The organism is Iocasia fonsfrigidae (genome assembly GCF_017751145.1).
GTDB lineage: Bacteria > Bacillota > Halanaerobiia > Halanaerobiales > DTU029 > Iocasia > Iocasia fonsfrigidae.
Window position 1 is genome coordinate 2883953 of the sequence record NZ_CP046640.1, and the last position, 12698, is coordinate 2896650.

General features: G+C 36.2%; 12 protein-coding genes. 5 read left to right on the forward strand and 7 right to left on the reverse strand.

The window, feature by feature from the left end; genetic code table 11:
* Window positions 1–76: 76 nt before the first annotated feature.
* A complete protein-coding gene (gene glnA / locus GM661_RS13880; protein WP_125991249.1) occupies window positions 77–1411 on the forward strand; it encodes a type I glutamate--ammonia ligase in 1335 nt (444 codons plus the stop codon).
* Window positions 1412–1657: 246 nt separating this feature from the next.
* Window positions 1658–2422 carry an IclR family transcriptional regulator gene (locus GM661_RS13885; protein ID WP_230867376.1) on the forward strand — a complete coding sequence of 255 codons (765 nt, stop codon included), beginning with the start codon at window positions 1658–1660 and terminating at the stop codon, window positions 2420–2422.
* A 7-nt stretch (window positions 2423–2429) separates the two neighbouring features.
* Here the strand turns inward: GM661_RS13885 and GM661_RS13890 are convergent, their stop codons facing one another.
* A complete protein-coding gene (locus GM661_RS13890; protein ID WP_125991251.1) occupies window positions 2430–3128 on the reverse strand; it encodes a GntR family transcriptional regulator in 699 nt (232 codons plus the stop codon).
* 154 nt (window positions 3129–3282) lie between these two features.
* Complete coding sequence (locus GM661_RS13895) at window positions 3283–4950, reverse strand: glutamate synthase-related protein (protein ID WP_230867377.1); 1668 nt, start codon at window positions 4948–4950, stop codon at window positions 3283–3285.
* 383 nt (window positions 4951–5333) lie between these two features.
* Here GM661_RS13895 and GM661_RS13900 point away from each other — a divergent pair, with 383 nt between their 5' ends.
* From GM661_RS13900 to GM661_RS13910, 3 genes are all read left to right on the forward strand, one after another.
* The gene (locus tag GM661_RS13900) at window positions 5334–6434 is read left to right on the forward strand and encodes a Gfo/Idh/MocA family protein (protein ID WP_230867378.1); all 1101 of its coding nucleotides are present in this window, start codon (window positions 5334–5336) and stop codon (window positions 6432–6434) included.
* A 282-nt stretch (window positions 6435–6716) separates the two neighbouring features.
* The gene (locus tag GM661_RS13905; protein ID WP_230867379.1) at window positions 6717–7133 is read left to right on the forward strand and encodes a bacteriohemerythrin; all 417 of its coding nucleotides are present in this window, start codon (window positions 6717–6719) and stop codon (window positions 7131–7133) included.
* A gap of 72 nt (window positions 7134–7205) precedes the next feature.
* Entirely contained in the window at window positions 7206–7619 is a 414-nt protein-coding gene (locus tag GM661_RS13910; RefSeq protein WP_230867380.1) for a bacteriohemerythrin, read from the forward strand.
* An 85-nt stretch (window positions 7620–7704) separates the two neighbouring features.
* On the opposite strand, the gene GM661_RS13915 is transcribed toward GM661_RS13910, so the two are convergent.
* The 5 genes from GM661_RS13915 to GM661_RS13935 form a co-directional block, all read right to left on the reverse strand.
* Window positions 7705–9336: a phosphoenolpyruvate carboxykinase (ATP) gene (locus GM661_RS13915; protein WP_230867381.1), complete on the reverse strand. Its 1632-nt coding sequence runs from the start codon at window positions 9334–9336 to the stop codon at window positions 7705–7707.
* A gap of 78 nt (window positions 9337–9414) precedes the next feature.
* Window positions 9415–10758: a pyruvate carboxylase subunit B gene (locus tag GM661_RS13920; protein WP_125991257.1), complete on the reverse strand. Its 1344-nt coding sequence runs from the start codon at window positions 10756–10758 to the stop codon at window positions 9415–9417.
* Between the two features lie 68 nt (window positions 10759–10826).
* A complete protein-coding gene (locus GM661_RS13925) occupies window positions 10827–11936 on the reverse strand; it encodes a sodium ion-translocating decarboxylase subunit beta (RefSeq protein WP_407929674.1) in 1110 nt (369 codons plus the stop codon).
* Between the two features lie 30 nt (window positions 11937–11966).
* Window positions 11967–12329, reverse strand: coding sequence for a biotin/lipoyl-containing protein (locus tag GM661_RS13930; protein ID WP_230867383.1), 363 nt, complete (start codon window positions 12327–12329; stop codon window positions 11967–11969).
* Between the two features lie 49 nt (window positions 12330–12378).
* Window positions 12379–12651 (reverse strand): OadG family transporter subunit, encoded by a 273-nt coding sequence (locus GM661_RS13935; protein WP_125991260.1) that lies wholly within the window; start codon window positions 12649–12651, stop codon window positions 12379–12381.
* Window positions 12652–12698 lie beyond the last annotated feature (47 nt).

The following is a 12698-nucleotide window of genomic DNA, read 5'->3' on the forward strand; positions in this document are numbered from 1 at the left end:
TTGACAAATCACTAAAACATGACATATACTTAACATGTAATTTGCGATTTATAATTATTTGAGGAGAGTGATTTATATGTCTAACTATTCAAAAGAAGATGTTTTAGCACTGGCTAAAGAAAATGATGTAAAATTCATCAGAATGCAGTTCACTGATATTCTGGGAATTGTAAAAAACGTAGCCATAACTGTTGATCAATTAGAAGATGCCCTGGATAACAAAATTATGTTTGATGGTTCTTCTATCGACGGATTCACCAGGATACAGGAATCTGATATGTATCTAAGACCTGATTATAATACCTTTACTATTTTTCCCTGGCGTCCCAAAGAAGGTGGTAGTGTTGCCCGTCTAATCTGTGATGTTTACACACCAGAAGGCAAACCATTTGAGGGTGATCCCAGAAATGTATTGAAAAAAGTCTTAGCCGAAGCAGAGGAAATGGGATTCAGTATGAATGTCGGTCCAGAACCTGAATTCTTCCTTTTCAAGAGTGATGAAGACGGCAGTCCAACCATTATCCCTCATGATGAAGGAGGATATTTTGACCTAGCACCAAATGACTTAGGTAGTGATGCACGCCGTAGTATTGTTCTAGCTCTGGAGGAAATGGGTTTTGATGTTGAGGCTTCACACCATGAAGTTGCCCCTGGTCAGCATGAGATTGATTTCAAATACAAAGATGCCCTATCAACTGCTGATAATATTAGTACTTTTAAGTTTGTAACCAAATCTATTGCTCATCAACACGGAATACATGCTACTTTTATGCCCAAACCAATTTTTGGAGAAAACGGCTCTGGGATGCATGTACATCAATCCCTTTATAAAGATGGAGAAAATGCCTTCTATGATGAGAGTGATGAGCTGGGTTTAAGTAAGACAGCCTATTACTATATTGGCGGTCTCCTCAAACATGCTAAAGCAATTACTGCCATAACTAATCCCAGCATAAACTCCTATAAGAGATTAGTACCTGGTTATGAAGCACCTGTCTATATTGCCTGGTCAAGTGCTAATCGTAGTGCATTGATAAGGATTCCAGCGGCACGTGGTAATGGAACCAGATTAGAGTTAAGAAATCCTGATCCAACTGCTAACCCTTATCTAGCTATTGCTGTTATGCTCAAGGCTGGTCTTGATGGTATTAAAAACAATATTGAACCACCCAAAGAAGTCTTAAGTAATATCTATGATATGACCTTAGCTGAAAAAGATGAGGCAGAAATTGAAAGTCTACCTGGTAGTATTAACGAGGCAATTGAGTTACTATTAGATGACGAAATAATTAAAGGGGCTTTAGGGGAACACGTCTTAACCCATTTTGTTGAAGCAAAACAGATTGAATGGGATGTTTATAGAACACAGGTACATCAATGGGAATTAGATCAGTATTTAACTAAATTTTAATTTAATCTTGAATAATAATCTTGCCTGGCAATTCTTTTTCTCCAATATTACACCATTACATCTATTTTGCCAGGCTAAACTAAGGCCAGGGACTCATCAACCCTGGCCATTTAATATTATAATATTATAATCCATGTATACAGGAATAATTAATATCAAAAGCATTTACTTTCAGCTTATATATGTTATCTTTAAAAATAACATTATATCTTCTTAAATCTTATCTTAATTAGGAGGCATTAGTTTATGAAACGTGATAATACAGTTAAATCTGTCATCAAAGCCTTAAATATATTTAAACTACTGGTCGAAGAAGGAAAACCAATATCATTAAGCAGTATTAGTAAGAAAGCAGATATAAATATTAGTACAGTATACCGCTTATTAAATACATTAGTCAAATTGGGATATGTAAGGCAAAATGAGAAAGAACTTTACTGTCTAGGCCTGCATTCCTATGAAATTGCTGACCTTATAAATCAAAATTTTAATATTTGGGGACTTGTTAGACCCTATTTAAAAGAAATTGTAGATAAATGCAATGAAACCAGTAGTTTTGCAGTTCTAGAAGCCAATAAAATAGTCTATATTGACCAGATCGAATCTAAAAACATGGTTAAGGTCAGCACCTCTCTTAAAACCCAAAATCCTGCCTACTGTACAGGTTCTGGCAAAATCCTTTTGGCCTACTTAAATAATAAAATGTTGGAAAGATATATTGAAGATACTGATTTCATTAAATATACTGATTCAACAATAATTGACCCTCTTTCTCTTCAAAAAGAATTAAACAAAATAAAAAAACAGGGCTATGCCACTGAATTAGAGGAAAAAGAAAAAGGAGTCCACTCTGTGGCTGCTCCTATTTTTGGTATGAATAATAAGCCGTTTGGAGCTATCAGTATTTCTGGTCCAAGCAGCCGTATCACCCATAAGTATTTAACTGAAAAACTAATTCCCTTAATTATCTCCAACGCAAAGCAAATCTCTGCAGAACTACAAACAGTATAAATGCAATTTATTTACCCTCTTCCCCATGTTCTTTTTCAAACACAGATACAACACTTTCCCAGGCTCCCTTAATATGCTTTCTTGCTAGTTCTTTGGCCAGTTCACCGTTCCCAGCAGATATAGCTATGCCCAGTTCCTTATGATCATTTAAAGCCTTTTCCATCCTGCCCGGCTGACCTAAACTCCTGGCTCTAAAGCGTGTTATTTGTTCAAATAGGTTATCTAAAAACTTTTCCAACCATTTATTTTTTGAGGCTTCTTTAATAAGTTTATGAAATGCTATGTCAATTTTAATACATCTCTTCAGATTATTTTCAGCTATACATTCCTTAATCTCATCCAGATATTCATTCATTTTTTCAATCTGTTTCTCTGTAATATGGCTGGCAGCTAAACAAGCAGCCAATCCCTCTAATTCCATCCTGACCTGGAATATATCATCCATCTCCTGTCTGGATTTTATACCGGCTACAAAAACACCCTGTTGAGGAATAATAACTATCAATTCCTCCAGCTCAAGCATACGAAAAGCCTCTCTTACTGGTGTACGACTTACATTTAATTGTTCAGCTAATTCTACCTCAGTAAGCCTTTCTCCCGGCAACAAATCACCTGTTAAAATCGCCTCCCGTAATACCTTATATACCTGTTTTCTTAAGGGTTCATAACTATAAGAATCTATAGCTGATAAATTTAAATCTGGCATTTCAATACACCTCTTTTTTAGATTATAGATTATCACTTAAATATTATATCATTAATCAAAAATATTATTAAGTCATATCAGAACATTTAATTTTATACCTTTACTGAAGCTAGACTCGCTTCAGTAAAGGTATAAAGTTTATCATTAATTTTTATTAAGCGGTTACAGTCCTTAACCATGTCTTTCTGAGTATTTCTTTAGCCTCTTCATCCAGAGCATCGGTCATATATGGGATACCGGTTTCACTGGCAACCTCCCTATTGGCAGCCATTAAATCAGAGTGATTTAATTCACTAAGGTTAAATTTCCGAGCACCAGCCATAAACTGTTTTAGTCCAGCACTCAATTTATCAGCTAATGTGTACATTGCTACAGCACCATAAGGTATTTTTTGCATTTCATCTTGACCAACTATCTCTTCAACATCATACCAGCCGGCAAAAATGCTTTCAGGTGTGTCACCTAATTCACTAACTGTCTTTGGCAGACTATCCCAGTTGCCATTTAGTGTTTCTTTTCTTTCAGGATGGAAAACCCCTTCAATATTTGAACCTACAAAACCAGGAATCATTGGTGCCCTTCCCATACATACCAGTTTAACATATGGGGCACCAAGGGCTAAAGCTTTAAACATATGGTCTTCCCTGGCAAATCCACCAGCAAAAGAAAGGTCTGGTACTTCTATACCCATTTTATCTAAAATATTGGCGTATTCTACTGCTTTAGCATGGAGTTGTAATGATGGCACACCCCAGTGTTCCATCATATTCCAGGGGCTCATACCTGTACCTCCACCAGCACCATCAATAGTCAATAAATCAAGTTTAGCATCAGCGGCAAAACGCAGGGCCATAGCCAGAGCCTTCATTCCATATGCACCAGTCTTTAAAGAGATACGTTTATATCCTAAGCCCCTCAGGTATTCTACCTGTTCCATAAACCCTTCCTGTAGTTCTTCAGTTGTAGCAGCATCTGTCCCCCCGAGACGACTGTGACGCGCAAAACTCTTAATCGCACCTGCTTTAAAAGCCTTTACATTAGACTCTTTCATTGGATCAGGGTCTACTACATAACCCCTCCTGGCAAGAAATTGGGCATATTCAAGGCTTTTAACCTGAATCTCACCACCTATATCTTTGGCACCCTGACCCCATTTGAGTTCTATTATTACATCATCACCATATTTATCAATTACATATTCAGCTACACCATTTCTGGTATCCTCTACATTTAATTGAACAAAAATAGCACCATACCCATCCCTGGTATATTGCTGATATACCTCAATTCTACGGTCTAATTCAGGAGCCTTAGTAATTTTACCATCTTTAAGCACTGCTTCTTTATCTACGCCCACAACATTTTCACCAATTACGATTGGAAATCCAGCCAGAGCAGCACCAATAGCGAATGAATTCCAGTATTTTGCTGCAATAAATGTAGAGCCTAAAGCACCTGTCATCATTGGAATCCTACTTTTAGTCTTTACATTATTACCAAAACTGGTTTCAATATCGACATTTGGAAAAATACAGTCATCTGCATTATCAGTTAAACCCTCTGCAAGTCCATGGGCTCCGTGGGCATATCCTTGTATCCGGAGAGTATGATAACCTACTCCACTGGCATCAATATTTGCACTACCAGAGGTGATTGTACCAAAATCCCTCGGATAGAGCATTTTTCTACCCACTAAAGAAGACATCCAGGTCTCACATTTTCCCTTACAATCTGCTCTACATAATGTACAGAGACCAGATTCACAAGCATCTCCCCGGTTTACAGTACCGAGGGCATCATTTCTTTTTCTCCATTCTGACATCAGTAATCCTCTCCTTATTACATCATATTATTAATTTTGCTAATAGTATAAGGTTAATGTCAGGAAAAGTAAATACTAATCATAGCAATGATACCTGTATACATGGATATTAGAATATCGATATTCTGCAAAACATATTTATTAGACAATATTCTTAAAACAGGTAATATTTACTACTAATCTTTTTTTCTTCTACTGACATAATATCTATATAAGCGTCTTGCATAATTGATTGTTACCAGACAAAAACTCCGCAACGAATTTAGTTTCAGCCAATTATGGGCTGTTTTAAACTCCCTACGGTCAAACAGAAAAACACCCTTTTCCATAATTGTCTTTACTAAATTCTACTCCGTTTTAATCGTCTAGATAACAATTCAATTATGCAAAAGGTCTATTATGAAAGAGCCTTATATAGAAGGGAGACGATTACTATTAAAAAAATTAGACTTGCTGTAATTGGTACCGGAATGGCCTGGAAACGGCTGCACTGGCCTGCTATCCAGGAATTAGGTGATCATTACCAGATTGTAGCTGTTTGTAATAAGACAAAAAGTGATGCAGTAGATTTTGCTAGGGAAATTAACCTCGCCCAGGAAAATGTATATGATGATTACAAGGAAATGCTCAAACGAGGTGATATTGATGCTGTTGATGTAATGGTTCCTATTCCAGAAAATTTTGATATCTATCATGATATCGTAACAGCAAACATCAATCTAATTGCAGAAAAACCATTAGCATCCACTATGGAAGGGGCCGAAAAACTACTTAAGCTCCATAAAAAACACCCGGTAAACATTATGGTTGCAGAAAATTACCGTTATAATGATGAGATTAATAAAATTAGAGATATTATTAATCAGGGCAAAATTGGTGATGTAATCTATTTTATTAATCATAATGCTGTTGATTTTGAAAATCAGATGACTAAAAACACCTTTGCTGCTACAGAATGGAGACAACATCCTCAATTTAAAGGAGGTACTTTCCTTGATGCAGGTCTCCACGATATAGCTGCTATGCGCCATATTTTTGGGAAAGTAGATTATGTTTATGCCATGGGTCAACCCCAGCAGGAAGATTTTAGTCCTTATATATCTGTTAATTCCCAGATTAAATTTTCCAATGGGGTAATAGGTCAATATAGTTATTATACTGATGGTAAAGAAACCCAGCGTCCCTTGATAGGTTTTAGGATTTTTGGTAATAAAGGAGAAATATACCTGGAAGAACGAAGATGTGGTACTATTAATATAACATACAGAGACGGCGGTTCTGAACAAATAACCTATCGGCCTGAAAGAGGTTATTTTAATGAACTCCTTAATTTCTATAACTCATTATTAGGGAATGAAGAAATTGCCGTTACTCCTGAGGTTGAATATGGTGACGTCAAAATGGTATTTAACATCCTGAAATCTATCAAAGATAACAAAGCATATCCAGTTGACACCAAAACTAATGAAATTTCTTTAGTTTAAGAACAAAACTACGCCACCCAAACTTAATCAATAATTATTAATTTTTACTTAGGAATATTTTTTACACAAAATTAACTAATTTTAATAATCCAGATAGATATATTTGTTGTACAACTCTAGAAATTATCCGCAGGTACAAAAATAGTTTCCTTATATTAAATAATTGTCAATAATAATAACTATTTGTATTATTTCCCTTAATATGATATAATTTTAATAAAAGTTAATTGATTAGACAATATCTTTACCTGTAAAGAATACTTACATAAGGGGGCAATAATTGTGTTTGAATGGAAAGACTCATATTCTGTTGGCATTGAAGAAATTGACAAGCAGCACAAAAATTTATTAGGTATTGGTGAAGAACTGGTATATGTTATGGAAAATACTACTAAAGGACTTGATCAATATGATGAAATCAAACGTCTGTTGAAAGAACTGTATGATTATACAGTCTACCATTTTACTGCTGAAGAAAAACTAATGAAAAAATATGATTTTATTGACCTTCCCAGTCATCAATTCCAACATAAACTATTTGTCAAGAAAATTGAGGAAATCGATCTAGACGAATTTGATAATGATCAAATAGACTCAACTTTTAAAATCATGGAATTTCTTTCTAATTGGATTACTAATCACATTTTAAAAATAGATCCTCAGTACAGTAAAGTCTTAAGAGAAAAAGGTGTACGATAACAAATAGCTGCAATTTAAAAAGAGGCTATCTAATTAATTTATTGAAAATACTTACATAAGGGGGCAATAATTGTGTTTGAGTGGAAAGAAGCTTATTCTGTTGGCATTGAAGAAATTGACAAACAACATAAAAATTTACTAGGTATTGGTGAAGAACTGGTATATGTTATGGAAAACACTACTAAAGGACTTGATCAATATGATGAAGTCAAACGGCTATTGAAAGAATTATATGACTATACCATCTACCACTTTACTAGTGAAGAAAAACTAATGGAAAAACATGATTTTCTGGAACTCCCCAGTCACCAATTCCAACATAAGCTTTTTGTTAAAAAACTTGAAGAAATTGATCTAGAGGAATTTGATAATGACCAGCTAGAAACAACAAATCAACTCCTGGACTTTATCGCCAACTGGATTACCGAACACATTTTAAAAGAAGACCAAAAATACAGCAAAATAATCCGAGAAAAAGAAGCATAATAAATATATATATAAATAATTAACCCCCCTGAACATAAAAATTCAAGGGGGTTAACTTTTTGTCTAGCTACTTTATATAGCTTTTTTATATCTCTTCGACAACCTTTTGGATAGCTTTCAGGGCATCAGCCGGCAGTTTGTCAAAACCGCCCCTTTCAGTTTCTCTACCCTTAATATATTCAATCCTGTCGTTCATTCTGGCCGTAAACTGCTTTTTATAGTCTGTATCACTGAAATCTGGTACATACCCATCTATCTCCATGATTTCAATGTCAGAGAAATTTTCCCACTGTTTAAACTCTGCTTTACCTTCAATTATAGATTCAATTACACCCAGGGTAACTGGAGGTGTAATATCTTTACCCATAAAGGCTCCAGTATTTAAAATATAACACTCAATACCAGTATCAAACAGGGCTTTGAACTTATTATAATCCTGTTCTAATGGATAGGTTCTAAAGGGATTAGCATATGGTTCAACAACTAAGGCATTAGGATCCACACCCTCTGCCAGTCTTTCAGCAGATGTCCTTTTGGTAGCCAGGGTTGCACCCATTGCAGAAGCCAGAGAAGTTCCATTTAATTTTAAAACAGGTGGTAATGTTGGGTCTTTCATTAACCAGAATACAGCATCAGCCTTTTCATCAATCTTATTTACCCGGTTAGGAGACCATAAAACAGATTTTACAGCACGTCCATTACCATTACGGATATCCTCTGTTACCAGTACTACATTGCCATCTTCATCAACGGTTGCTCCAGTATTCTGGGCAGTTAAGATGTATTTATTATCTTCATCACCCATCGGATAATCCTGGGTCTTATCAAAGTATGAAGGCTCTAAGGCAACAGATGAACCATCATCAACATTAATAATAAAGGCATCATCATGTAGAATTGTTACATCATATTTACCACCATGTTTAGCATGGGTGATAGTTGATTTTCCAGAACCAGAAAGACCAAATACGGCAACAACATATTTGCTGTTATCATTGAGATTATATCTCTTTAATCCACCATGACAGCAGGCAAAGTTGTGTCTATTAGCAGTACCCCAACCCAGTGTAAGTGTACCCTTCTTATGTTCACCAAAATAACGCATACCCAGTAAAGCAGCTACATTATGTTCCGGGTCAAAAAAAGTTAATCCCAAGGGATGATCAGGGTGTGTCCAGTCAGGGTCTGAGAAGATATAGATATCACCCTCATTAGGTAATTTTTGGGATTCCTTATACATTTTATTATAAAGTTCATTAATATACTGGAAGTTTAACAACCAGGAGTAAGCAATATTTTCATGGTTTTCAGGCATTAACAGGTGTGCTTTGATCATAAAGTCTTTATCTAAACCGACATAGGCCTGGCAGTGGTACATCTTGCGATAGCGTGTATCATAAACAGCTTCCCTGATTTTAGCAGCATAATCCTCAAGATCTACTTCAGGTTCTCCTACGATTCTACGGGCAGCAGCACAACGACCTTTAACAGCACCATCATTAAATAATAATATATTAGCATCCTGTGGTAAACCTATTTCTTCTGGTTTATAGATCGGCATACCTGTCTCAATAGTACCAGGGCTGTTTTTAGCCTTCTTATATGCCTCAGCAGGTGTTAATAATTTCTCCACATTATTACCATAGAATGCTGTCTCAACAGTAGTCCTTATCCTTGAGATAATATCCTTTGTTTCAAAATATTCAATAGTTGACATATTAAAAAACCCACTCCTTTTGAAGTTTTTTTATTCTTATTTATTTATACTTCTTTTCTACTAGCTTCTGGTCTAATACTATCCTCTATTTTTGAAAAATTCTTCTGCTACAGCAGGGAAGATAATATATGATAGGACATCTTCTTCTTTGGTATAATATCCCTTTTCCTTGACCTCTTTAGTAGCCTTCTCCATAATAGGTTCAAGGTCATCAGCCGGGCGATGAGTAATAACTTCAGCATCCTTACCAATAATTTTTGCCCTGAAGTCATCATCAATTTTACCTGGTGCCTTACCATAACCACCCTGTAGGTACTTCTTAACTTCTTTACTGACTACTTTATATCTTTCACCTGTCGCTACATTAAAAACAGCCTGTGTCCCAACAATTTGGCTCATCGGTGTAACAAGTGGCGGATAACCCAGGTCTTCACGAACCTTTGGTACCTCTAAGAGGGTTTCTTCTAATCTATCAAGCATATTCATCTTTTTCATCTGGCTCCTCATATTAGATAACATCCCACCTGGAACCTGATAAATTAATACCTCAGGGTCAACATCTTTAGGAGCCATATTCTCTTTTAGTTTATCCCTGATATCTTTAAAATATCTATTCAATTCAGACACATATTCCATATCAATACCAGTATCATAATCTGTCCCGGCAAAGGTAGCAACCATTGTTTCTGTAGCAGGTTGTGATGTGCCGAGAGCCAGGGTAGACAGAGCAGTATCAATAACATCAACACCAGCTTCAACAGCCTTAAGATAGGTCATTGAAGCTAGACCACTGGTATAATGGGTGTGCAGCTGAATAGGTATATCAACAGCCTCTTTCAGTGAACCAATAAGTTCTGTAGCTTCATATGGTTTTAATAGACCAGCCATATCTTTAAGACAGATTGAATCCGCCCCTACTTTTTTTAATTCTTTAGCAGTTTCAATATAATGTTCAATATCATGTACAGGACTGGTAGTATAAACAACAGTTGCCTGGGCATGGCCGCCATATTCATTTGTTGCTTCAATAGCAACCTGCATATTCCTAACATCATTTAAAGCATCAAAGATACGGAAAATATCAATACCATTTTTAATAGCCAACCTGACAAATTCCCTTACAGAATCATCTGGGTAATGTTTATAACCTACAATATTTTGACCTCTCAAGAGCATCTGGAAAGGGGTATTGGGCATCTTTTCCTTTAATTTCTTTAACCTTTCCCAGGGATCTTCATTGAGGTATCTCATTGCACTGTCAAAGGTAGCACCACCCCACATCTCAACAGAATGATAGCCCGCCTTATCTACCTTTTCAGCAATAGGTAACATATCGTCTGTAGACATTCGTGTTGCCAGTAATGATTGATGGGCATCCCTGAAAATAGTCTCAGTTATACCTACTTTTTTCTTCGCGGTCATTTTTTCACTCCCTTTTAATTATCTAAGCACAGTTCTATTATTTCATTTACCATGTATACTATTTTTGACTAACCAAGTAATGATAACAATGTCCCTGCCGCTATGGCAGAACCAAGAACCCCGGCTACATTTGGACCCATAGCATGCATAAGCAAGAAATTGCTCGGGTTTTCTTCCTTACCAACCTTTTGGGCAACCCGTGCAGCCATCGGTACTGCAGAAACACCTGCTGCTCCAATAAGTGGATTCACCTTACCACCACTTAGTTTGTGCATTAATTTACCAAACAATGTCCCAGTAGCTGTTCCAATGGAAAAAGCAATTAAACCAAGGACAATAATCTTAATAGTACTCAAGCTTAAAAAGCTTTCCGCATTAGCTGTTGCACCAACTGTTAGCCCCAAAAAGATAGTAACAATATTGGTTAATTCATTCTGGGCAGTTTTAGTTAACCTATCAACAACACCAGATTCTCTCATTAAATTACCAAACATAAGCGCACCAATTAATGCTGCTGCTGAAGGCAGCAAAAGTATTGTTAAAACCGTTACAATTATAGGAAAAATAATCTTTTCAAGCTTACTTACAGGTCTTAACTGTTCCATTTTAACCTGTCTCTCTTTTTTAGTAGTTAAGGCCCTCATAATAGGCGGTTGAATAATCGGAACTAAAGCCATATATGAATAAGCAGCTATAGCAATTGGGCCTAATAAATGCGGCGCTAATTTGGTAGCCAGAAAGATAGCTGTAGGACCATCAGCACCACCAATAATCCCAATCGAGCCAGCCTCCTGTAAAGTGAATCCCAGTAAGATAGCCCCAATAAAGGTGACATAAATACCAAATTGGGCTGCCGCACCCAATAAAACACTCTTAGGATTAGCAATTAAAGGACCAAAATCGGTCATAGCCCCAACCCCCATAAAAATTAATGGTGGATATATTCCCAGTTTAACCCCCTGATATAACCAGTAAAGCAAACCACCGGGTTCCATCAAATCAGCTAATGGGAGATTGGCAAGCAGTACCCCAAAACCTATCGGTAAGAGGAGTAGTGGTTCATATTTCTTTTTAATTGCCAGATAGAATAAAACACAGGCAATTATTATCATCACAAACTCTTTAAATGTAAGGTTTGCAAAGCCAGTTTCAGCACCAAATTTGAGAAGACTTTCTATCACGACTTTTCCCCCCTCTTCATCACTGTTTTATCCAATTACTGCTAGTACATCTCCTGTATCAACAGAGTCTCCATCAGAAACATAAATAGCCTTAACTGTGCCGCTGGCTGTTGCAGCAATCTCATTTTCCATCTTCATTGCCTCTAATATAAAGATTGTATCACCTTCACTTACTGTATCACCTTCAGCAACCTGTAGACTTATTGTACCTGGTAGTGGGGCTAATATTTCTTCTCCCTCTACATCCCCAGGAACAGCCTGAGGTTTTTCAACAGTAGTTTTTTCGACTTTTTCCTCAGCTGGAGTAGTAGTACTTACTGAAGCAGCACCCATTTCTTCTACTTCAACTTCATAGCTTTTATTATTTATAGTAACTTTAAACTTTTTCATAGTGAAATACCCCTTTCTAGCATAATTACATTTAATAATTAAACAGCCTCTAATTTATAGCTTTAATATTGGCAACATATTCATTATCTTCTAACAGACTGGCCATAACAGCAGTTATTACTGCAACCGTTTCATCTTCTCCCCCTTGACCCTCTTGAACTCTAACCTTTGATCTTACAGGGCGGGAAGGCTTAGTAACTTTCTCTTCTTTATACAGTAGAGATTCAAATAGCTGTAAGATTAGAGAAAGGAGAAATAAAACTAAGAATACTATGCCCATTCCTATAACGGTAACCTGAAGGGTTGTTATTAATAACTCCATATGCTAACTTATTACCTCCTTCCCATATTTTAGAAATGGTTAATAAT

Coding starts and splice junctions, on each gene's coding strand:
- GM661_RS13920 (WP_125991257.1), bottom strand. CDS start 10,758: ATGACCGCGAAGAAAAAAGTAGGTATAACTGAGACTATTTTCAGGGAT.
- GM661_RS13915 (WP_230867381.1), bottom strand. CDS start 9,336: ATGTCAACTATTGAATATTTTGAAACAAAGGATATTATCTCAAGGATA.
- GM661_RS13890 (WP_125991251.1), bottom strand. CDS start 3,128: ATGCCAGATTTAAATTTATCAGCTATAGATTCTTATAGTTATGAACCC.
- GM661_RS13885 (WP_230867376.1), top strand. CDS start 1,658: ATGAAACGTGATAATACAGTTAAATCTGTCATCAAAGCCTTAAATATA.
- GM661_RS13900 (WP_230867378.1), top strand. CDS start 5,334: ATGCAAAAGGTCTATTATGAAAGAGCCTTATATAGAAGGGAGACGATT.
- GM661_RS13895 (WP_230867377.1), bottom strand. CDS start 4,950: ATGTCAGAATGGAGAAAAAGAAATGATGCCCTCGGTACTGTAAACCGG.
- glnA (WP_125991249.1), top strand. CDS start 77: ATGTCTAACTATTCAAAAGAAGATGTTTTAGCACTGGCTAAAGAAAAT.
- GM661_RS13930 (WP_230867383.1), bottom strand. CDS start 12,329: ATGAAAAAGTTTAAAGTTACTATAAATAATAAAAGCTATGAAGTTGAA.
- GM661_RS13935 (WP_125991260.1), bottom strand. CDS start 12,651: ATGGAGTTATTAATAACAACCCTTCAGGTTACCGTTATAGGAATGGGC.